The sequence below is a fragment of the Methylotenera sp. G11 genome, assembly GCF_000799735.1.
GTDB lineage: Bacteria > Pseudomonadota > Gammaproteobacteria > Burkholderiales > Methylophilaceae > Methylotenera.
Map to the genome: position 1 here is coordinate 473249 of NZ_JUHH01000001.1, position 20843 is coordinate 494091.

Below are 20843 nucleotides of genomic sequence, written 5' to 3' on the forward strand. Positions count from 1 at the left end.
TTTTTGCTAAAAAGATTACTAATCTAGCGATATATTATTTAAATATAAACAATTTAATTTGTACACTTGACATTGCTTGCTACATCTGTATATTTGTAACTGTCTAAATAAAAGGTGGTAGTAGATCATGATTACAAGCAAATATTTACTTGAGCAGACCGGTTTATCCAGGGCTACTTTAAATAATTATATTGGCTTGGGATTATTACCGAGGCCTGTAGTCAGGCGCATCGCTACTGATCCGGGCGCCAGGCTCACCACGCTGGGTTATTTTCCGGACTGGGCTGTGGATCGGGTTCAGCAGGTAAAATTACTTAAAAAACAGGGCTTGTCCATAAACAGTATATGCCGGCAAATTGCATCGGGAGATAAAACCGATAATGCTGACAACAGTGAAGATACCGTACAAATGCATCACCAGACGGCAGCCAGTGAAGATCGGGTGCAAAACAATCACGCTTCGCAGAAAATGAATGCGCGTGAATCTATCAACCTGTCGATAGACAGCATACCCTACCCTGCATATATGATTAATTATGAGTGCGGGCTGGTGTGGCTGAATGCTGCGGCGCAGCACAGTCTTTTTATGGATTCAGCCATACCGGACAGGGCTGAAGACAGGTCGGTCATTCCGAAATTGCTTGAGTGGTCCAAAGGTTTTAGCGATTCGGATAAAGAGTCATTATTCAAATCGCACTTTAATGTCGTTAAGCATCGGCTATCCAAAGATACGCTATCCAGAACGATACTGTCTTTGCCGCAGGATGACAGGCTTTGGCTTGAAAACTGTTACGCACAGTCAGAGGCGCCTAAAAATACATTGATACAGGATACGGTACTGCATCATTCGATTGATGTTAACAAACGCATCATCGCGATCAGTTTCAGGGAGGGCGTGCTGTTTACCTATGTGCCGGATGATGCCGACGCCAACCAGTTGCTTGAGTGGCTATCGCACAGGGATTCGGTCATTCGCACCCTTCTCAGCCAAAGATTGCCGGTGCTGACACCCGTAACCGTAATGGTTGCCGACTTACAGAACTCAGTGCGTATTTGTTCTGAGTTGCCGCCAGATGAGTATTTTCAGTTAATCAATGAAATCTGGTCGGCGCTGGATCCTGTCTTCAGGAAATATTACGGTGCTTATGGCAAACACACCGGTGATGGCATGGTGTATTACTTTTTCCCGCAGCCTGATAACAATTACATCATGAATGCCATTTTATGTGCATGTGAGATTCGTGAGTGCATGAAGGTCATCAGCCACAAATGGGCGCTTAAAAAAGGCTGGACGAATCAACTGTTCATGAATATCGGCCTTAATGAAGGCGAAGAGTGGCTGGGAACATTCAAAACCAATACAAGTTATGAATTGGTTATCCTGGGTGAAACCATTAACATTTGCGGCAGGCTTTCTGATTTTTCCAGGTATGGGGAAATCTGGGCAACTAAGAATTTAGTGAGTAAACTCACGCATGCAGAACGGAATTCAATAGACTATGGCGTGATACGCAGGACGCCTGAGCAAGAAATATTCGTTTCAAACAGCTATGCTCAGATTTCAACCCTGGTGGATAAAGATGATGTGAGGTACATGAAACTGATTGATATCTCGAGTACGGCAGTAACCCAGATACGTGCAATAAAATAGCCGGGATTTATTGAGGTGTTGAAATAAAAACAGCCCGTAACGGGCTGTTTTATTTGGGTTTACTTATGAAATACCGGATGTGATTAGCGATTATTAAAAAATGCGATATTCATTACCCGGTCATTCACTAAAGTCACTTCAGTTTCTTTATATGTGCGTTTTGGATCATACTTGACGATATTCTTGTAATACCACATCTCTACTTTAACAGGCTTGGATTTCGATTCATCAGCTCCTGCTTTGAGCAACATCGTGTTAGCGCCGGATGGTTTCACGGAAAGTTCTTTTTTGAAGGGTTCGCCAAGTTTTTCGGTAATGACTTTCTTGGTTTTTCCGCTGAATGTATTTAAAAACTCATCTTCAGTATAGGTTTTTTTAGGGGGCGCTGCGTTTGCGATTGAAACCGTAGCAAATATACAAACTGCCATTGCAAAGCTGAATAATTTTTTTATAGTAAATTGCATTCTTATCTCCAAAATTTAGCCTTTCATTATCTCACTTATTGCGCCTTTAGCATAACGCCCGGCTTATTCAAGTCGTTTACAGAGGTAATTTCAACTTAAGCCCGTCATAACCCACAAATACATTGTCAGGTAATTGGGCGCTTAATGCGCTATATTCCATCTCATGCGTCATGTGAATCAGATAGGTTGCATTGGCTCCAATCAGACTGGCGTACTTCAAGCTTTGTTCCAGGTGAACATGACTATAATGCGTTGCATATCGCAAACAATCCAGCAGCAGGATATCCAGCCCTTTCAACAGGTCAAACGAACTCTCTGGAATCGTTGAAACATCTGTGATGTAGGCCAGATTGCCGATCCTGTAACCATAAATGTCGCTGTTGCCATGCTTGATTGGTATCGGGATGATCAGTTCACCAAACAGCTGGAATGGGTCGGCAACGGGATTAGTTTTTAAAATGGGCAGGTCCCAGAAATTGCCGACTTCGCGCAATGTATACCCGAACTTGTCTGCAATGTGGTTCATGGCTTCCGGGCTGCCGTATAGCGGAATCTGACAGCGCTGAATCTGGCAGAATGCCCTTAGGTCATCAATCCCGTGCAAATGGTCTGCGTGCGTGTGTGTGTACAATACGGCATCAACGCGGGAAAGCCCTTCCCTTAGCGCCTGCTGGCGTATATCCGGCCCGGTATCAATCAATATCACTTTGCCGTTATCCAGTTCGATTACGCTGGAACAGCGTGTCCGCTTGTTTCTGCTGTCGGACGATGTGCATGTGCCGCACTGGCAGCCGATCATCGGCGTGCCTGCGCTGGAGCCAACCCCAAGCATGGTCAGTTGCATGGTCAGCTGCCTTGTGATTGAGCGTTAAGGGTTGGCATGCTTGAACAGGCGAAAGAAATTCTGCGTGCTGGCGGTGCTGATTTCTTCAAGGGAAACACCCCGCAGCCTGGCAATTTCTTCTGCGACGTATTTAACATAGCTGGGCTGATTCGTTTTCCCGCGATATGGAATCGGCGCGAGATATGGGGAATCTGTTTCAACCAGAATCCGGTCCAGCGGCACTTGTCTGGCAACCTCTTTGATTGCGGCTGCATTCTTGAACGTAACAATGCCTGAAAAGGAGATATAGAATCCAAGCGCTATGGCTTGCATCGCCACCTCCAGGCTCTCCGTGAAGCAGTGCATGACGCCGCCAACCTGCTGGGCGTTTTCTTCACGCATGATTCTCAGCGTATCTTCTGCAGCATTCCGCGTATGGATGACTAGCGGCTTGCCGCAAGCGATCGCGGCACGTATGTGGTTGCGGAAGCGTTCGCGTTGCCACTCCAGGTCTCCAGTCAGCCTGAAGTAATCAAGACCGGTTTCACCGATGGCGATGACCTTGGGATGATCTGCCAGCTTTATCAACTCTTCAACACTAGGCTCATCAATGTCTTCATAATCCGGATGCACCCCTACTGAAGCAAAAAAATTCCGGTTATTTTCTGCAAGTGACAGGACTTGCGGGAAATCAGGCAAGGTCACTGAAATGCAAAGCGCATGCCCTACCCCGTTATCTTGCATGGATTGCCTGATAGCGGGTAAGTTGGCGGCAAGTTCAGGGAAATTCAAATGGCAGTGCGAATCAACGAGCATAAGTGGCTTTTGGGGATTACATTGTGTGTGTGGGACGTGATGACCTGAGTACGTTCCCTAGTAGGGCTTCAATTTTATTGCGGGCTTCCTGGCCGCCATTCTTGTCGTGGAACTGAACTCCGATGCCCTGGGGTTTGTTGCCTTGCGTGCTAGGCGTAATCCATACGACATGCCCAACGACTTTCAGCTTCATCGGGTCATCGAGCAAGCTTAGCAACATGAAAACTTCTTCACCCATTTTGAAGGATTTGTTGGTGGGAATAAACAAGCCACCGCCAGCTAAGAATGGCATATAGGCCGAATATAGCGCGACTTTTTCCTTGATTGCAAGCGAAAGCACCCCTGGCTTCAGGTTGCCTATGGTTTTGTTATCGTCTTGTATGTCTTCAGCCATAATGTAGCTACTTTTTAGTGGTATAAGTTAAACAAATCAATGAATATCAAGCTTGAAACGCTTTCGTATACTCGACCAGCAGGCTTTCCATCTGTAACTCATGGTTCAGCGGATGTGCTGCGAGCTTGCGAAGCTCGTTGGCTTTTTTCTGTAAATCAAACACTCGCCCCAAGTTTACCTTGTCTGCCAGCGCTTGCAAAGCGCGAGCGTGCTGCAAGTGATATCGCGCCTGCTGCCCGAGCTTAACGGTAACAATATCATACAACCATTTCTGCACGGCAATCACGCCGGTTTCCACCGAACTGGCAATCAGGATGGGTGCGGCTGTCTGGGGTTCCATTTTGCGGCCTAGCGCCAGATGCTTCCACACTTCGGATAACTGCTCGAATTGCGCTTGTTCGGATAGTACTTTAATCGGTGAACCTTCAAGGTAAGCCAACTGCTGCTCCGGGTTTCTAACGCCTTTCATGCCAAGCCAGGCCAGCGCTTGCTGCATATCCGGCACCGGCATGCTGACTTTTCGGCAGCGGCTGGTAATCGTAGGCAATAAACGCTGCAGCTGATGTGCGATTAAAATAAAAATCACGCCAGGCGCCGGCTCTTCCAGCATTTTTAACAATGCATTCGCTGAAGCCTGATTCAGCGCTTCGGCGGGGTTAATCAGCACGATTTTCAGCCCGCTGGTCTGATGGCTGGATAAATTCAGAAAGTCACCCAAGTCCCGAATCTGTGCAACAGAGATCTGGGTTTTCTTTTTGGTCTTTTTTGCCGGGGACGCATCTTCTTCCGCGCCGGTTTCCTGTTCAGGACTGATCAAGCGGAAATCAGGGTGGCTTTCATCGTTAAACCAGCGGCAGCTGGGGCATTCATTACATGCATACCCACGGTCATCGCGATTGCGGCATAGCAAGGCTTGGCTGAAACTGAGTGCAAAATCGTATTTACCGATACCTGCGCGTCCATGCATTAAAAATGCATGGTGCATCTTCTGGCGACCCTGGTTCAGGTTCTGCCAGAGCTTGTCTTGCCACGGATATATCTCGTAATCTTTATTCATATGAATTATATGGTTGCAATAATATCTTCAACCGCCTTGGCAACTTCTCCCAGCGACTTGCTGGCGTCGACGATCCTGAATCTTTGTGGATTCTGGCGGGCTCGCTCCAGGTATGCATCGCGGATTTTTGTAAAGAAGTCTGCTGATTCGCGCTCAAATTTGTCAGGGCTGCGCGCGCCGGCAAGCCTTGCGATACTGATTTCAACCGGCACATCGAATAAAAGCGTCATGTCCGGCTGTAAATCCTCTTGCACCCATTGCTCAAGTATTTCCACTTTGTCGGCAGGAACGCCCTTTGCGCCGCTCTGATAGGCAAAAGTGGCATCTGTGAAACGGTCTGAAAGCACATAGGCACCTCGTGCCAGCGCGGGGGCGATGATTTGGGCGATATGCTCACGCCTTGCTGCAAACATGAGCAAGGTTTCAGTCTCCGCATGCATTGCCTCATGCAGCAGCAGTTCGCGCAGGCGCTCTCCCAAAGGCGTGCCGCCCGGTTCGCGGGTTGATACGACCTCACGTCCGCGGGTTTTGAGTATTTCTATGATTCTGGGGATGTGCGTGCTTTTACCCGCACCATCCATTCCTTCTAAAGTGATAAATTTTGCTGTCATGGCGTTATTTTTTTAACTGATATTTGACGACTGCACGGTTATGTTCGTCTAAGTTGTTGGAAAACGCGTGGCTGCCATCACCCTTGCCTACGAAATACAGTGCTTTAGTGTCAGCTGGATGCAAAGCTGCTTCGATTGCCGCCATCCCCGGCATGGCAATCGGTGTGGGAGGCAAGCCGCTACGGGTATAGGTATTGTAAGGCGTATCAATAGACAGGTCTTTTTTGCGGATGTTGCCATCAAACCTGATCCCCATGCCGTAAATGACCGTAGGATCGGTCTGCAAACGCATGCCCAGGCGCAGCCTGTTAACAAAAACCCCGGCAATCATTGGTCGCTCATCGGCTTTTCCGGTCTCTTTTTCAATAATAGAGGCCATGATTAAAGCCTGGTAGCTGTCCTTATACGGCAAGTTCTGGTCTCTGCCCTGCCATGCTTTTTCCAGTTTCGTCTGCATTGCGTTATAACTGATCCTGAGCAGTTCAATATCCGGGCTGTTGCGGTCAAAATAAAAAGTATCCGGAAAAAATAGGCCTTCTGCCACAGTATACGGTGAACCGATTAATTTCAGGATATCTGCCTCAGATAAGCCTTTTATGCTTTGCCTGACGGCATCATTAACCGCCAATTTCTGGCGCATCTGTTCGAAAGTACGACCTTCAATAAACGTGATGCTGCCTTGGGTGGTCTTGCCATGGTTTAATGACAGCAGCAGCTGGTAAGGAGAAATGTTTTTGTTAAGCGTGTAGGTGCCGGCTTGCAGGTATTGCTCTTTGTTCAATAACCTGGCCAGAAACATAAATCGCCAGGGTTCTTTTAACACGCCCTGTGCAACCAGTTGATTGGCAATGCTTTTAAGCCCGCTCTTGGGTTGGATCAGGATTTCCTGGCTGCTGGGCTGAAGTTTCAAAGGCGAGATCGCATAATGCACCAGCCAGGCACTGAATAATATGGCGCTAATGATGGATAGCAGCAACCATCTTTTTATTTTTTTAATCATGTGACACTACAGCTCTTATTTTGGCAGCCAGAGCTTGCTCCGGCCAACGGGTATTATTGATTCCAGTCACCTGGAATGCGCCGAACAGGCTATTGCAGATAATCACTTCGTCAGCTTGCAGTAGCTGATCCAATGTGAAGGATTTCTCCGCAACGTTCAATCCCAGTACGTTGCCTAATCCGAATATGCGCTGCCTGGTGATGCCGGAAACGCCGCACAGGCTTAAATCCGGCGTAAACAGATCAGTGCCGAAGCGCGCAAATACATTGCTCATGGTGCATTCTATTACGTTACCTGACTGGTCTAACAGCAAGCCGTCGAATATCGTATCCTCACGCCATTCCATGCGCGCCAGCACATTCTCGAGGCGGTTTAAATGTTTGATGCCGGCAAGTTTTGGCTGCGCAGCCAGCCTGATGTTGCAGACATGCAGTTGCACGCCCTGCTGATAATTAGATTCGGCATAATGCGGTAAACCGGATTTTATTAGCACCCTGGTCGGCACCGTAATGACAGGCGGTGCATAACCTCTTTCACCTTCACCGCGCGTGATAATGATTTTAGCTACCTGGGTCAGGTCTTCAGAGAAAAGCTCTTTTTCAAACAGTTTCTGCAGGTCGCTCATCAGCAATTCTGCACTTGGACAGACGATGCCGATCACCGCGCAGTCGGCCACTAATTTCTGGTAATGAAATGGCCAGCTTATGGGCAAGCCATTATGGATTTTCATGGTGCGGAAAACACCGTCGCCATATGAAAAGCCGCGATCAAAGACAGAAATCGCCTGATCAAGGCTGCCGTTAATGAGATATGAATGATTGCGTAGCATAGCCGTAATTAAACCATAGCATCTGTAAATTCACTACATAAGGCAGCAACAAAAAAGCCCGCAATGGTGATTGTGCGGGCTTTTCTAATTGTCTAAAAGTAATGCTGGATTTAGACTTTTTTAAACACCAGGCTACCGTTAGTGCCGCCGAAACCGAAATTGTTTTTCAACGCATAGTCGATTTTCATATCCCGTGCAGTATTTGCACAGTAATCCAGGTCGCATTCAGGATCCTGGTTGAAAATATTGATGGTTGGCGGAGACACCTGGTGATGGATGGATAACACCGTAAACACAGACTCCAATCCACCAGCGCCGCCTAACAGGTGACCTGTCATTGATTTAGTTGAGTTAACCACCAGCTTATGCGCATGGTCACCGAATGCTGCCTTGATAGCATTGGTTTCGTTGGCATCACCTAATGGTGTAGACGTGCCGTGCGCATTCACGAACTGCACCTGATCCGCATTGATGCCTGCGTTGTTCATGGCGTTGCGCATTGAGCGGCGAGGACCGTCCATATTGGGTGCTGTCATGTGATACGCATCCGCACTCATGCCATAGCCGCTAAGCTCGGCATAGATCTTTGCGCCGCGCTTTTTAGCGTGTTCGTATTCTTCAAGTACCAGTACACCAGCACCCTCACCGATTACAAAGCCGTCGCGGTCTTTATCCCATGGACGGCTAGCTGTCGCCGGGTCGTCATTGCGGGTTGACAGTGCACGTGAAGCAGCGAAGCCCCCAACACTAAGGCGTGTGATTGCGGCTTCTGCGCCACCTGCAATCATCACGTCGGCATCGCCGTATTCAATCATGCGTGACGCATCACCGATAGAGTGTGTACCTGTTGTACAGGCAGTCACAATCGCCACATTCGGACCTTTAAAGCCGAACATGATCGATAAATTACCGGAAATCATGTTGATAATGGTGCCGGGAATGAAGAACGGTGAAATCTTGCGCGGGCCGGATGCCTGATAAAGCAGGTCAGTGTCCTCGATCAGCTGCATACCGCCAATGCCGGAGCCGATTGAAACGCCGATGCGCTCGGCATTTTCTTCAGTTGCAACGATACCGGAATCTTTAACAGCCTCGATAGCCGCTGCCAGACCATATTGAATGAAAGTGTCCATCCGTCTGGCATCTTTGGCAGGTATGAAGTCTTCAGCATTGAAGTCTTTTACTTCGCCGGCAATCGTTGATGAAAATGCGCTTGCATCGAATTTGGTGATTTGCGCGATGCCGGATTTGCCGGCAATAAGATTATCCCAGGCAGTTTTTACACCGATACCTACAGGTGAAACAACGCCAAGGCCCGTAACGACAACTCTACGTTTAGACATATGAAAAGTCTCGAAGACAAGAATTAAGAAACAAAAAGGCAAAAAGCAGTAAACCCCGAGCAGGGTTTACTGCTTAAATGTGGATTTATTTGAGGTTAGTATTGATGTAATCAATCGCTAATTGAACTGTAGTGATTTTTTCTGCTTCTTCATCAGGAATTTCGCAGTCAAACTCTTCTTCTAGCGCCATCACCAACTCTACTGTATCCAGTGAGTCAGCTCCCAAATCATCTACAAATGATGATGAGTTTTTAACATCAGCTTCATTTGCACCTAGTTGTTCAGCAACAATTTTTTTAACGCGTTGTTCGATGTCAGACATCTAATTACCCCTTTTATAAAAAATAGCTTGATTCAGCTAAGTCAGTATTCTACCAAAACTAAACAATAATACAAAAAACTTAATCACTACTTTAACCCATATTCAGCCTATTTTAAAGCTGAATAGCGCTATACCATTAACATTCCGCCATTGACGTGTATGGTTTCCCCTGTGATATAGGCAGCGCTCGGAGACGCCAGGAACGCAACGGTCGCAGCTATTTCCTTGACTGAACCCAGGCGGCCTACCGGGATACGTGACAGCATTTTTGTGGTGATATCTTCAGGCAGTTCCGCCGTCATGTCGGTTTCGATGAAGCCAGGTGCGACACAGTTCACGGTAATGCCCCGGCTGCCCACTTCTGCCGCCAATGACTTGGTAAAACCTGTCATGCCGGCTTTGGCAGCAGCGTAATTGGTTTGACCGGCATTGCCCATATGGCCCACTACTGATGAAATGCTGATGATGCGCCCGGTTCTGGCTTTCATCATTGGGCGCAATACTGCCTGGCTCATGCGGTAAACTGAAGTCAGGTTGGTGCTTAATACTGCATCCCAGTCATCATCCTTCATGCGCATCAGCAAGGTGTCACGTGTAATGCCGGCGTTATTTACCAGCACACTGACCTCACCGTATTTCTCGCTGATGGCTTTTAATGTAGCTTCAATCTGCGCCGCATCGTTGACATCTAAAGCCATGCCTTCACCTTTGATGCCGGCGGCAGCCAGGGTGCCCGAGATTGATGATGCGCCATTTTCTGAAGTGGCGGTACCGATCACGGTCGCGCCTTGTTTGCCCAGCTCGATGGCGATGGCAGCGCCAATGCCGCGGCTGGCGCCGGTAACTAAAGCGATTTGTCCAGTTAACATAGAGAACCCCTGAATATAGATAAATAATTAAATTGAGTTTTTCAACTCAAGCAAAGCGTCATTGCTGGTTAATGCTACGCACGGCAGTTCAGCTACGATGCGTTTAGTGAGCCCTGCCAGCACTTTTCCGGGGCCGCACTCGGCTGTTTGTGTAACGCCTTGTGCTGCAATGGCCTGTACAGTTTCAACCCAGCGTACTGGACTATATAGCTGGCGAACCAAGGCATCCCTGATTTTCTCGCCGTCGCTGTAGGAAGCTACATCCGCGTTATGCAGCACTGGAATCTGCGGTGTATTGACAGTTACGTTTTTGAGATACTCGGCAAGCTGCAATGCTGCCGGCTTCATCAGTGCGCAATGCGATGGAACGCTGACCGGCAAAGGCAGTGCGCGTTTTGCACCCTTGGCTTTTGCCAGGTCCATGCCGCGGTCTACAGCTGCTTTGTTGCCGGCAATCACCACTTGGCCTGGGGAGTTTAGGTTAACTGCTTCCAGCACTTCATTCTGTGCAGCCTCGGCACATACTGCGCGTACGGTCTCATCATCGAGGCCAAGTATGGCCGCCATGGCGCCAACCCCTGCCGGTACTGCGTTCTGCATGACTTCTGCGCGGTAACGGACCAGCGGCAGGGCATCCTTGAATGATATGGCGCCGGACGCCACCAATGCGGTATATTCGCCCAGGCTGTGGCCTGCAACAACAGTGGGCAGCCTGTCTGAAGCTGCCTGCCATGCGCGCCATGTAGCGATGCCTGCCGTCAGCATCATAGGCTGCGTGTTGGTAGTTTCATTGATGCTGTCATTGGCTTCTGTAGCCATAGCCCACAAATCAATACCTAAAACATCCGATGCTTCAGCAAATGTGTCGCGAATGATGTTGAGATCAGCAAAGCCGCTCATCATGCCTACTGACTGAGAGCCCTGACCGGGAAATAAGAATGCAATATTTTTCATAAATTACTTTATATAAATTGGATAACTATTTGAATAATTAATATTTAATTAGTGCAGAACCCCATGTGAAGCCGCCGCCAAACGCTTCCATCAGTATGGTGTCGCCACGTTTGATGCGGCCATCGCGCACGGCGGTATCGAGCGCCAGCGGTATTGATGCTGCCGAGGTGTTGCCGTGCTTATCTACGGTGACGACCACCTTGTCCAGGTCCATGTCCAGTTTTTTTGCGGTGGCTTGTAAAATCCGGATATTCGCCTGGTGGGGAACCAGCCAGTCTACATCGCTCTTCTGCATGCCGTTTGCCAGCAATGTTTCATCCACGATCTGGTCCAGCGTATTCACAGCCATTTTAAAAACGGCATTGCCTTCCATTTTAATGGTTTTATCACCATCCTGCTTTGAGACGCCGGCAGGTACAGTGAGTAATTTTTCATAACTGCCATTGGCATGCAGATGTGTAGTGATGATGCCTGCCTCGTCTGAAGCCTGCAGGATAACTGCACCTGCTCCATCGCCCCATAGAATGCAGTTGCTGCGATCGGTCCAGTCAGTAATGCGAGACATGGTTTCTGCTCCGATCACTAAAGCGGTTTTAGCTGCCCCGGTCTTAATCATGCTGTCAGCAACACTTAATGCGTATACAAAGCCGCTGCATACGGCCTGTACATCAAAAGCCGGGGAGTTATTCCTGATGCCGAGCTGGTTCTGTATCAGGCATGCAGTGCTGGGGAAAATCCGGTCTGGGGTCGTTGTTGCAACGACCAGTAAGTCGATATCCTGAATATCGATACCGGCAGCTTCAATCGCCATTTTAGCAGCTGCAATGCCCAGGTCGCTGGTGCATTCATTACTCGCGGCAATGTGACGCTCACGAATGCCCGTTCGTGCAAATATCCATTCATCGGTAGTGTCCACCATGCGTTCCAGTTCGGCATTGGTAAGGATTTTAGCTGGTAGGTAGCTGCCTGTGCCGGCAATTCTGGAGAATATCATTGTGTATCCTGTGAAGTTTGTACAACGGGCGTTGTACTGATGTGTTCAATTTCGAGCTGTTCGCTGATGCGGCGCAACACGCCGCTGCGTGCTTCTTCAATGGCAACATGAATCGCAGAAATGTATGCTAGCTGATCTGCCCCGCCATGGCTTTTGACGACAATGCCGCGCAGCCCCAGAAAACTGGCGCCATTGTAAAGGCGCGGATCCAGGCGCTTCTTGAAAGATTTCAGTACCGGCATTGCGCACAAGGCCATCATTTTTGTGAGCCAGTTGCGTTTAAACTCCTGCGTCAGGAACTTGCCCATCATGTGGGCAAGGCCTTCGGTTGTCTTTAGTGAAACATTGCCTACAAAACCGTCGCACACCACCAGATCGGTAGTGCCTTTGAAAATGTCATCGCCCTCAACATTGCCGTAAAAGTTGAGATGGCTGGTTTTCAATAGTTCGCCGGCCTGTTTTACAACTTCATTGCCTTTGATATCTTCTGAGCCGATATTAAGCAGGCCTACAGATGGTCGCTCTTTATGTTCGACGCAGCTCACCAGCATCGCACCCATGATTGCGAATTGGTAAAGATGCTCAGGCGTACAGTCTGCGTTGGCACCCAGGTCCATCATGTAAGTATTGCCCTTCTCGCTCGGCAATACCGAAGCAATCGCCGGGCGATCAATCCCAGGCAGGGTTTTTAATACGAATCGAGCGGTAGCCATGAGCGCACCAGTGTTGCCCGCACTGACGCAGGCGTTGGCTTCACCGTTTTTAACCAGATTAATGGCCACGCGCATGGAAGAATCTTTTTTGTTTTTAAGAGCGCTTTGCGGGGATTCATCCATGGTGACAACTTCACTTGCATGGTGAATGCGCAGGCGCGGACTGGTGGATGCTTTCCGATTTTTCAGTTCGGCTTCTATAGCGTCCTGCAAACCAACCAATACGATGTTGAGTTGATTGTCAGCTTCCAGTGCTTTGAGTGCAGCTGGCACGGTAACATGCGGACCATGATCCCCGCCCATTGCATCAATTGCGATTGTAATATCCATGTAGCTCTATACTCACTGAATGGTAAGGTTTAGTCAAATTACTATAGGGTATTTCTATAAACATCTGGACGCATAAGCACCTAGACGCATTGCTGCGTTGCATGTTTGTTGTGTATGAATCATGCGCTTTCCCTACCAATCTTGTTGCCTTAGCAATTTTAGATTGCAGGTGGCGATTGTTATGGGGTGGCGAATACTCAACGAACGCGTTTTATACTGAGGCGCATCCCGAGCCATGCATTTACTGAAATGCCCTGTAAGCCAAAAACTGGCAGTTTGACTGCAAAATAATAATACTTGCGCCGTTAAAACACTAACGCCGCTCCAAATATCTGGAGCGGCGCTAAATGATTTCTTAACTACCGAATGAATTCAATCTAAATAATTGCTTAAAGTATTGAATTTATTTGGAAAAGTAAAGTTATTCGCCTTTTGATGGCAATACTTTACGACCACGGTAATAGCCATTTGGGCTAACGTGGTGACGCAAGTGTGTTTCGCCTGTCGTTGGCTCAACTGCTAATGGTGGATTTGTCAAAAAGTCATGTGAACGGTGCATGCCACGTTTCGAAGGTGTCTTTTTGTTTTGCTGAACTGCCATAATAAAACTCCAATAAAATGATTAAAACATCATCTCAATTACTTACAAACCGATGCGGTTAAATGAATAGCGCATCACTAATTTAAGATTACAAAAATAACTAATCCGCAATAATAATATAAAACAAAGCTTTTGTCAGCCTAAATTAAAGCTTTTTATGATTTGATCAAACCCTTGAGCGCCGCAAACGGGTTGGGTTTCTCACCGCTCTGCATAGCGCCGTGAGCACAGTTTCCTGCGTGCAATGGGGCAATTGGTGTCGCCATGATGACTTCATCCTCTATCAGTGCGAGCAGATCCATGTTCTGGCTAGCCTCCTGCAGGTCATAATCGTCACTATCCTCAAGCCCTGCCGCGTCGGCATTGTCGATATTTGCATTGCTTACCAGGTAATTGAAATCGAGGTCGAGTTTGAACGGCATTTGCTCCAGGCAGCGCTGGCAATAAGTAATAAGAGTGCCGCTTAGTGCAAGGTGTAAAAAATGCTGTCCGGCGGCGTTGGTTTCGCCATCCAGGGTGAAGTTGATGCTGCTGCCCTGCAGGTCATCTTTGTGGCCGGTTGCGCTGCTGTCCGCGGGCGCCTGCGACGCCAGAAGTTCGGCAAGCCTCGGGCAGTCTGCAAGCGATAAGGTGCCTGCGAGATGTTCACCTCTTTTGGCAAAAGCAATGTTGTCAATTAGCAATGGTTGGCTACTCATTTTAAATCTTCACTGTGTATTAAATTGTGTATTAAATAATGTAAATATTGGCACATAAATTAGCGCTGGGGTTTTAGCAATCGGCTTGCGCATGCTACAATTACGCGGTTTTTGTATTAAATTTTTAAGGTTTACTACGTGTTCAAAAAAATTCTAGTTGCTAACCGCGGTGAAATCGCAGTGCGTATTGTACGCGCTTGCTCAGAAATGGGCATCAAATCCGTTGCAATTTATTCAGATGCAGATCGTCAGGCTTTGCATGTCAAAAAGGCTGATGAGGCTTACCATATCGGTACAGATCCCGTATCTGGCTATCTTAATGCGCACAATATCGTAAACCTCGCCGTGGCGACAGGCTGTGATGCTTTGCATCCGGGTTATGGTTTCTTGTCCGAGAATCCTGAGCTGGCTGAAATCTGCGAGCGCCGCGGTATTAAATTCATCGGGCCTTGTGCCGATGTGATTCGCCAGATGGGCGATAAAATCCAGGCACGCAATGCAATGACCAATGCAGGCATACCCTGCACGCCTGGCAGCAATGGCAATTTAGAGAATCTGGATGAGGCGATAGCGCTTGCCGCCCAGATTGGTTACCCGGTGATGCTTAAAGCGACCAACGGCGGCGGCGGCCGCGGTATTCGCCGCTGTGACAGCGAAAAAGAATTATTGAGCAATTATGACCGCGTCATCAGTGAAGCAAGCAAAGCTTTTGGCAAACCTGAGGTGTTCCTTGAGAAATGTGTCATATCCCCGCGCCATATTGAAGTGCAGGTGCTGGCTGACTCACAAGGCAACGCAATCCATTTGTTTGAGCGAGATTGCTCTATTCAGCGCCGCAATCAGAAGCTGATTGAAATCGCGCCATCACCGCAACTGAGCCAGGCGCAGCGTGATTATATCGGTGGGCTGGCTGTTAAAGCGGCTAAAGCAGTTGGTTACGAGAACGCAGGCACTGTAGAGTTCCTGCTGGATGCGGACAACACTTTCTATTTCATGGAAATGAATACCCGCCTGCAAGTTGAACATACAGTAACGGAAACGATTACCGGTATCGATATCGTGCAGGAGCAGATACGTGTTGCTTATGGTTTGCCATTGCAATACCAGCAGAGCGATGTACAGTTCCGCGGTTATGCGATGGAATTCCGCATCAATGCTGAAGACCCGAAAAACGGGTTTTTACCGAGTTTTGGCAAGATTACGCGTTACTATGCCCCGGGCGGCCCCGGTGTGCGTATGGATGCGGCCATTTACAGTGGCTATGTGATCCCGCCCTACTATGATTCCATGTGTGCAAAACTCACGGTATGGGCGCTGGATTGGGACAGCGTCATTGAACGCGGTCGCCGTGCGCTGGATGATATGCTGATTTATGGCGTGAAAACAACGATTCCATATTACCAGCAGATTTTGAAGCATCAGGACTTCAAAAATGCAGAGTTCAACACCAGCTTTGTGGAGTCGCATCCTGAACTGGCGAATTATGCTAACGAGCTTCCCCCGGAACTCATTGCGGCTGCAATTTCTGCAGCAATCGCAGCCCATGAAGGCATTTAGTTGCCTTGGTAGCGATAGCAGGCAACCCTTTAAAATTAACTCAAACCTTAAAGCGATAGATTAAAAAATGGCAAAAGTACATGTTACCGAATTAGTTTTACGTGATGGACATCAATCACTCATTGCAACGCGCCTGCGCACCGATGATATGCTTCCCATCTGTTCAAAGCTTGATTCTATTGGCTTTTGGTCACTCGAAGCCTGGGGCGGCGCAACATTTGATGCCTGTGTGCGTTTCCTGAAAGAAGACCCATGGGAGCGTCTGGCAAGGTTGCGTAAAGCGCTGCCGAACAGCCGCATTCAAATGCTGCTGCGTGGCCAGAACCTGTTAGGTTACCGTCACTACTCCGACGACGTCGTGCGCGCATTCGTGCAGAAATCGGCAGATAACGGCGTTGATGTTTTCCGCATTTTTGATGCGATGAATGACATGCGCAACCTGCAAACCTCGATTGAAGCCGTTAAAAAAGTAGGCAAGCATGCTGAAGGAACGCTCAGCTACACCACAAGCCCGGTACATGACGTTGCACATTTTGTTTCATTGGCGAAAGAACTTGAGGCATTTGGCTGCGATACGATCGCAATTAAAGATATGGCAGGATTGCTGACACCATCAGCCACCACTGACCTGGTGACAGCATTGCGTGCGGCAGTGAGTTTGCCGATCCATCTGCACAGCCATGCAACATCCGGTTTATCTGCCATGTGCCTGTTAAAAGGCATTGAAGCAGGCGCCGCTATTGTTGATACCTGCAACTCATCTTTCGGTGAAGGCGCCAGCCATTCATCCACTGAAAGCATGGTTGCGGCTCTACAGGGCACAGAATATGACACCGGCCTTGATTTACAGGCACTGCAGGAAGTCACCGCCTATTTCCGCGACGTGCGTAAAAAATACTGGCAATTTGAAAGCGAGTTTACCGGTGTAGATACACGCGTGCTGGTGAACCAGGTCCCAGGCGGTATGATTTCCAACCTATCCAACCAGCTGAAAGAGCAAGGTGCGCTTAATCGCATGGATGAAGTGCTGGCTGAGATCCCACGTGTACGTAAAGACCTGGGCTACCCTCCGCTGGTAACGCCAACTTCACAGATCGTTGGTACGCAGGCCGTGTTAAACGTAATGACAGGTGACCGTTACAAATCCATCACCAATGAAGTAAAAAATTACTTCCGCGGCCATTACGGAAAATCACCAGCTGCGATTGATGACAGCATTAAGCAAAAAGCTGTGGGCAATGAGGAAATCATCAGCTGCCGCCCAGCCGACCTGCTTGAACCGGAGATGGAAAAACTGGCCGCAGAAGCTGAACTGTTTGCAAAAACCCAGGAAGATGTTCTGACTTATGCAATGTTTCCGGATATCGGCAAAACTTACCTGCAAGAACGTAATGCAGGTTCAGCTACGCCAGAAGCGCTCCTGGAAAAATCAGCGGTACAATCCAGCGCTGCACGCTTTGCGCCAAATGAATTTAAAGTGACCTTGCATGGAGAGACGTTCCATATCAATTTAACCGGCAGTGGCCATGCCGGCCAGGAACAGCGTCCATACTACGTCACCATCGATGGCATTGCCGAAGAAGTGATTGTTGAAACTTTAAGTGAAATCGAAGTTTCCGGCAGTGGCGCTACCTCAGGCGGCAGCAAGAAAAAAGCTGCCGGCAACACGGCAAGCGGCCGTCCTCGCGCTTCGCATGCAGGCCATGTAACCACATCCATGCCGGGAACCATCGTTGCCGTTAAAGTGAACGTTGGCGACAAGGTCAAAGCGGGCGATGGCGTTCTGGTGATTGAAGCGATGAAAATGGAGAATGAAATCCAGGCGGCAACTACAGGTGTTGTGGTTGCGGTAAATGTAGGCAAAGGTGATACAGTAACGCCTGATGAAGCTTTGCTCGAAATTCAACCAGAATAAGCAATTTGTTTTTTAACGTAAAAGCCGACAGAATAGTACTGTCGGCTTTTTTATTAGCAGCAGAAAATCATGGATAAAAATCTCATACTTGCCTCATCCTCCCCTTACCGTCGTGAACTACTCACGCATTTACAGGTACCTTTTACATGCATATCGCCAGATGTGGATGAAACTCCCCTGCCGGGTGAGTTGCCGCAGCAAACGGCTCTGCGCCTGGCACAGGTAAAAGCAAGAAAGATCGGCAACACGCATACGGAAGCGCTGATCATAGGCTGTGACCAGGTAGCAACGCTGGATAATCAGCAGCTAGGCAAGCCATTGACGCATGATAATGCGACCAGGCAGCTGCGCTTGATGCGTGGCCGCGAAGTGACCTTTCATAGCGCGCTTTGCCTTTACAATGCAGCGAGCAACAGCATGCAGGCTGAGGTTGTGCCTTATGTTGTCAGGTTCAGAAACCTGACGGATGCACAGATTGAAAACTATTTGGTAAAAGAACAGCCTTACCATTGTGCCGGTAGTGCAAAATCCGAAGGCTTGGGTATTGCAATTATAGAAAAAATGACCGGTGACGACCCTAACGCATTAATCGGGCTGCCCTTGATTGCGCTGGTTAACATGTTGCAGAACGAAGGATTCGCAGTAATATAAAAGCACTCGATGTGCATGATGTCCCCGGCAGGTACGGCAACCCACTCAAAAAAAGGAATACGACATGTCAGTTCGATACACACTCATTACATCCGCTATTTTGTCAGCATTTTCTACTGTTGCGGTTTCTGCGGAATTGAATGAAATACGCAGTACGCTCAATGACCAGCAAAGTGTTGCCGTGACTATTTACAATAACAATCTGGCCCTGGTAAAAGACCAGCGCAAGGTCAGCCTTGTTAGCGGGTTAAACAGCCTTGCGCTGCGTGACGTGAGTGCGCAGATCAGGCCTGAGACTGCCCTGCTCCGCAGCCTGACCAATGCCGGAAGCTTGACCACGCTGGAACAGAATTTTGATTTTGACTTGCTGACCCCACAAAAGCTGCTTGAAAAGTATGTAGGTAAAAATGTAACGGTAGCCAGGATTAACCAGGCTACTGGCGTAGAAACGACGGAACAGGCAACGGTGCTGTCAGCAAACAACGGTGTGGTAATGCGTATCGGCAATCGTATTGAAAGCGGAGTTCCTGGCCGTATCATTTATGATGACGTGCCCGCCAATCTGCGTGACCGCCCGACCCTGGTGACAAAACTTAACAGTAAAGCCGCTTCCGTGCAGACTGTAGAGCTCAGTTACTTAACCGGAGGCCTGGGCTGGAAAGCTGATTATGTTGCCGAATTAAACGCCAAGGAAGACAGTATAGATTTATCTGGCTGGGTCACGCTGAACAATACCAGTGGCACCAGCTACAACAATGCCAAGCTGCAACTCGTTGCCGGCGATGTCAATACCGTGAGGGAAAGCCATCCACGGGCGGCAGCGGCCATGCATAAGACCATGGCCATGGCAGAAGATAGTGCCGGCATGGCTGAAGAATCTTTACTTGAGTATCACCTGTACTCCCTGGATCGTCCTACGACCATAGCGGAAAACCAGACCAAGCAGGTAGCATTGCTTGCCGCATCTAATATTCCTGCGCGCAAAGAGCTGGTGCTGCGTGGTGCCGATTACTATTACGGCTCCAGTTATGGGGATTTAGGCCAGAAAATCAAAGTCGCTGCCTTTATGGAATTTGATAATAAAGACGCCGCCAAACTAGGCATGCCTTTACCTAAAGGAATCATGCGGGTTTATAAAAAAGACAGCCAGGGCAATGCGCAGTTTGTGGGTGAGGACCAGATCGACCATACGCCTAAAAATGAAACTGTGCGACTGAAGCTGGGTGATTCTTTTGATGTGACTGCAGATAAAAAACAGACAGACTTCAAGGCCTTGCCTCGCCCTGCAAAAGGAAATAATTTATCCGAGAGCGCATATGAAATCGTGCTCAAGAACGCAAAGAAAGAACCCATTGTTGTGACGGTTCAGGAGCCGATACCCGGAGACTGGAAAATCCTGAAAGAAAGCCATGCCAGCCAAAAGGCCGCGAGCAATACAGCGGTATGGAAAATAGAGATACCTGCTGAAGGCAAAACCATTTTAAACTACCGTGTACAAGTAAAGTATTAATTAATGACAGCCCCTACTGCCTTCGGCACCCTGTTTTTCATTCCTGTTACGCTGGGCGACGATAACCTGGCGCGGGCATTGCCGCCGGATGTGATTCGCATCGCACAGAACCTGGAAGTGTTTGTGGTGGAAAATGAAAAAACCGCACGGCATTTCCTGGGCCTGATGAAAACCCTGAAACCAGTGCGCGAGCTTACCTTGCTGACACTCAACGAGCATACCGAGGATAAAGCAATTCCTGCATTGCTTGCCCCGCTGCTGGCAGGTAAGAATGTAGGCGTTATGAGCGAAGCCGGATGCCCCGGCATTGCGGACCCAGGTGCAAAGCTGGCGGCACTGGCTCACCAGAAAGGCATACGCGTCACACCGCTGGTTGGCCCCAGTTCTATCCTGCTGAGCCTGATGGCTTCCGGCTTCAATGGCCAGCGCTTTACTTTTCTGGGATATTTGCCTGCCGACAAAGCGGCGCGCGTGCAACGCCTGAAAGAAATCGAAAAACTCTCGCAGAAATCTGCCGAGACACAGATCTTTATTGAAACGCCCTATCGCAATCAGCATCTGCTGGCAGATATCCTGGCGCATTGCCATCCTGAAACCAAACTGTGTGTCGCATGCAATATCAGTTTGGATGATGAATTGATTATCAGCCGCAGCATTAAAGCCTGGAAGCAACAGCCATTGCCCGACCTGCATAAGAAACCGGCAGTGTTTCTGTTACTGGCCTAAGTGATTCCGGTCTAA

General features: G+C 48.6%; 22 protein-coding genes. 6 read left to right on the forward strand and 16 right to left on the reverse strand.

What is annotated here, in order from left to right; genetic code table 11:
* Positions 1-127 precede the first annotated feature (127 nt).
* Positions 128-1651: an adenylate/guanylate cyclase domain-containing protein gene (locus GQ51_RS02215; RefSeq protein ID WP_047549259.1), complete on the forward strand. Its 1524-nt coding sequence runs from the start codon at positions 128-130 to the stop codon at positions 1649-1651.
* Positions 1652-1734: 83 nt separating this feature from the next.
* On the opposite strand, the gene GQ51_RS02220 is transcribed toward GQ51_RS02215, so the two are convergent.
* From GQ51_RS02220 to GQ51_RS02290, 16 genes are all read right to left on the reverse strand, one after another.
* The gene (locus tag GQ51_RS02220) at positions 1735-2115 is read right to left on the reverse strand and encodes a hypothetical protein (RefSeq protein ID WP_200884385.1); all 381 of its coding nucleotides are present in this window, start codon (positions 2113-2115) and stop codon (positions 1735-1737) included.
* Between the two features lie 76 nt (positions 2116-2191).
* Positions 2192-2959: an MBL fold metallo-hydrolase gene (locus GQ51_RS02225; protein WP_047549263.1), complete on the reverse strand. Its 768-nt coding sequence runs from the start codon at positions 2957-2959 to the stop codon at positions 2192-2194.
* Between the two features lie 24 nt (positions 2960-2983).
* Positions 2984-3754 (reverse strand): TatD family hydrolase, encoded by a 771-nt coding sequence (locus tag GQ51_RS02230; protein WP_047549266.1) that lies wholly within the window; start codon positions 3752-3754, stop codon positions 2984-2986.
* A gap of 16 nt (positions 3755-3770) precedes the next feature.
* Complete coding sequence (locus GQ51_RS02235) at positions 3771-4148, reverse strand: PilZ domain-containing protein (protein ID WP_052177646.1); 378 nt, start codon at positions 4146-4148, stop codon at positions 3771-3773.
* A 46-nt stretch (positions 4149-4194) separates the two neighbouring features.
* Positions 4195-5205, reverse strand: a complete 1011-nt coding sequence (holB, locus tag GQ51_RS02240; protein ID WP_047549268.1) for a DNA polymerase III subunit delta' — start codon at positions 5203-5205, stop codon at positions 4195-4197.
* Positions 5206-5210: 5 nt separating this feature from the next.
* Positions 5211-5816 (reverse strand): dTMP kinase, encoded by a 606-nt coding sequence (gene tmk / locus GQ51_RS02245; protein WP_047549271.1) that lies wholly within the window; start codon positions 5814-5816, stop codon positions 5211-5213.
* A 4-nt stretch (positions 5817-5820) separates the two neighbouring features.
* A complete protein-coding gene (gene mltG, locus GQ51_RS02250; RefSeq protein ID WP_047549274.1) occupies positions 5821-6816 on the reverse strand; it encodes an endolytic transglycosylase MltG in 996 nt (331 codons plus the stop codon).
* Complete coding sequence (gene pabC / locus GQ51_RS02255; RefSeq protein WP_047549277.1) at positions 6809-7645, reverse strand: aminodeoxychorismate lyase; 837 nt, start codon at positions 7643-7645, stop codon at positions 6809-6811. Before pabC ends, mltG begins: the two co-directional genes overlap by 8 nt.
* A 110-nt stretch (positions 7646-7755) precedes the next feature.
* A complete protein-coding gene (gene fabF, locus GQ51_RS02260) occupies positions 7756-8988 on the reverse strand; it encodes a beta-ketoacyl-ACP synthase II (RefSeq protein WP_047549279.1) in 1233 nt (410 codons plus the stop codon).
* Positions 8989-9073: 85 nt separating this feature from the next.
* A complete protein-coding gene (gene acpP, locus GQ51_RS02265) occupies positions 9074-9310 on the reverse strand; it encodes an acyl carrier protein (RefSeq protein WP_047549281.1) in 237 nt (78 codons plus the stop codon).
* Positions 9311-9438: 128 nt separating this feature from the next.
* A complete protein-coding gene (fabG, locus tag GQ51_RS02270; RefSeq protein ID WP_047549284.1) occupies positions 9439-10179 on the reverse strand; it encodes a 3-oxoacyl-ACP reductase FabG in 741 nt (246 codons plus the stop codon).
* A 27-nt stretch (positions 10180-10206) separates the two neighbouring features.
* Positions 10207-11133 (reverse strand): ACP S-malonyltransferase, encoded by a 927-nt coding sequence (gene fabD / locus GQ51_RS02275; RefSeq protein ID WP_047549286.1) that lies wholly within the window; start codon positions 11131-11133, stop codon positions 10207-10209.
* Between the two features lie 37 nt (positions 11134-11170).
* The gene (locus tag GQ51_RS02280; protein WP_047549289.1) at positions 11171-12127 is read right to left on the reverse strand and encodes a beta-ketoacyl-ACP synthase III; all 957 of its coding nucleotides are present in this window, start codon (positions 12125-12127) and stop codon (positions 11171-11173) included.
* A complete protein-coding gene (plsX, locus tag GQ51_RS02285) occupies positions 12124-13170 on the reverse strand; it encodes a phosphate acyltransferase PlsX (protein ID WP_047549292.1) in 1047 nt (348 codons plus the stop codon). The genes GQ51_RS02280 and plsX overlap by 4 nt, the downstream gene beginning before the upstream one ends.
* Before the next feature lie 421 nt (positions 13171-13591).
* Positions 13592-13771 carry a 50S ribosomal protein L32 gene (gene rpmF / locus GQ51_RS12220; RefSeq protein ID WP_081987069.1) on the reverse strand — a complete coding sequence of 60 codons (180 nt, stop codon included), beginning with the start codon at positions 13769-13771 and terminating at the stop codon, positions 13592-13594.
* Between the two features lie 155 nt (positions 13772-13926).
* Positions 13927-14469, reverse strand: a complete 543-nt coding sequence (locus GQ51_RS02290; protein WP_047549295.1) for a YceD family protein — start codon at positions 14467-14469, stop codon at positions 13927-13929.
* A 138-nt stretch (positions 14470-14607) separates the two neighbouring features.
* Between GQ51_RS02290 and GQ51_RS02295 the strand changes: the two genes are divergently transcribed.
* From GQ51_RS02295 to GQ51_RS02315, 5 genes are all read left to right on the forward strand, one after another.
* The gene (locus GQ51_RS02295; RefSeq protein WP_047549298.1) at positions 14608-16026 is read left to right on the forward strand and encodes an acetyl-CoA carboxylase biotin carboxylase subunit; all 1419 of its coding nucleotides are present in this window, start codon (positions 14608-14610) and stop codon (positions 16024-16026) included.
* Positions 16027-16093: 67 nt separating this feature from the next.
* Positions 16094-17941: a sodium-extruding oxaloacetate decarboxylase subunit alpha gene (oadA, locus tag GQ51_RS02300; protein ID WP_047549301.1), complete on the forward strand. Its 1848-nt coding sequence runs from the start codon at positions 16094-16096 to the stop codon at positions 17939-17941.
* A 69-nt stretch (positions 17942-18010) separates the two neighbouring features.
* On the forward strand, positions 18011-18592 hold the full coding sequence (locus GQ51_RS02305) for a Maf family nucleotide pyrophosphatase (RefSeq protein WP_047549304.1): 582 nt from the start codon (positions 18011-18013) through the stop codon (positions 18590-18592).
* Between the two features lie 64 nt (positions 18593-18656).
* Positions 18657-20102, forward strand: a complete 1446-nt coding sequence (locus GQ51_RS02310) for a DUF4139 domain-containing protein (protein ID WP_047549307.1) — start codon at positions 18657-18659, stop codon at positions 20100-20102.
* Between the two features lie 3 nt (positions 20103-20105).
* Positions 20106-20828, forward strand: a complete 723-nt coding sequence (locus GQ51_RS02315; protein WP_047549310.1) for an SAM-dependent methyltransferase — start codon at positions 20106-20108, stop codon at positions 20826-20828.
* Positions 20829-20843: the final 15 nt, after the last annotated feature.

What these genes read in the sequence shown, in the direction of transcription:
- GQ51_RS02315 (WP_047549310.1), top strand. Translation starts at nt 20,106, where the DNA reads ATGACAGCCCCTACTGCCTTCGGCACCCTGTTTTTCATTCCTGTTACG.
- rpmF (WP_081987069.1), bottom strand. Translation starts at nt 13,771, where the DNA reads ATGGCAGTTCAGCAAAACAAAAAGACACCTTCGAAACGTGGCATGCAC.
- GQ51_RS02225 (WP_047549263.1), bottom strand. Translation starts at nt 2,959, where the DNA reads ATGCAACTGACCATGCTTGGGGTTGGCTCCAGCGCAGGCACGCCGATG.
- GQ51_RS02235 (WP_052177646.1), bottom strand. Translation starts at nt 4,148, where the DNA reads ATGGCTGAAGACATACAAGACGATAACAAAACCATAGGCAACCTGAAG.
- GQ51_RS02230 (WP_047549266.1), bottom strand. Translation starts at nt 3,754, where the DNA reads ATGCTCGTTGATTCGCACTGCCATTTGAATTTCCCTGAACTTGCCGCC.
- GQ51_RS02280 (WP_047549289.1), bottom strand. Translation starts at nt 12,127, where the DNA reads ATGATATTCTCCAGAATTGCCGGCACAGGCAGCTACCTACCAGCTAAA.
- GQ51_RS02305 (WP_047549304.1), top strand. Translation starts at nt 18,011, where the DNA reads ATGGATAAAAATCTCATACTTGCCTCATCCTCCCCTTACCGTCGTGAA.
- fabD (WP_047549286.1), bottom strand. Translation starts at nt 11,133, where the DNA reads ATGAAAAATATTGCATTCTTATTTCCCGGTCAGGGCTCTCAGTCAGTA.
- mltG (WP_047549274.1), bottom strand. Translation starts at nt 6,816, where the DNA reads ATGATTAAAAAAATAAAAAGATGGTTGCTGCTATCCATCATTAGCGCC.
- GQ51_RS02220 (WP_200884385.1), bottom strand. Translation starts at nt 2,115, where the DNA reads ATGCAATTTACTATAAAAAAATTATTCAGCTTTGCAATGGCAGTTTGT.
- GQ51_RS02215 (WP_047549259.1), top strand. Translation starts at nt 128, where the DNA reads ATGATTACAAGCAAATATTTACTTGAGCAGACCGGTTTATCCAGGGCT.
- fabF (WP_047549279.1), bottom strand. Translation starts at nt 8,988, where the DNA reads ATGTCTAAACGTAGAGTTGTCGTTACGGGCCTTGGCGTTGTTTCACCT.
- holB (WP_047549268.1), bottom strand. Translation starts at nt 5,205, where the DNA reads ATGAATAAAGATTACGAGATATATCCGTGGCAAGACAAGCTCTGGCAG.
- fabG (WP_047549284.1), bottom strand. Translation starts at nt 10,179, where the DNA reads ATGTTAACTGGACAAATCGCTTTAGTTACCGGCGCCAGCCGCGGCATT.
- GQ51_RS02290 (WP_047549295.1), bottom strand. Translation starts at nt 14,469, where the DNA reads ATGAGTAGCCAACCATTGCTAATTGACAACATTGCTTTTGCCAAAAGA.
- GQ51_RS02310 (WP_047549307.1), top strand. Translation starts at nt 18,657, where the DNA reads ATGTCAGTTCGATACACACTCATTACATCCGCTATTTTGTCAGCATTT.
- pabC (WP_047549277.1), bottom strand. Translation starts at nt 7,645, where the DNA reads ATGCTACGCAATCATTCATATCTCATTAACGGCAGCCTTGATCAGGCG.
- oadA (WP_047549301.1), top strand. Translation starts at nt 16,094, where the DNA reads ATGGCAAAAGTACATGTTACCGAATTAGTTTTACGTGATGGACATCAA.
- acpP (WP_047549281.1), bottom strand. Translation starts at nt 9,310, where the DNA reads ATGTCTGACATCGAACAACGCGTTAAAAAAATTGTTGCTGAACAACTA.
- tmk (WP_047549271.1), bottom strand. Translation starts at nt 5,816, where the DNA reads ATGACAGCAAAATTTATCACTTTAGAAGGAATGGATGGTGCGGGTAAA.
- plsX (WP_047549292.1), bottom strand. Translation starts at nt 13,170, where the DNA reads ATGGATATTACAATCGCAATTGATGCAATGGGCGGGGATCATGGTCCG.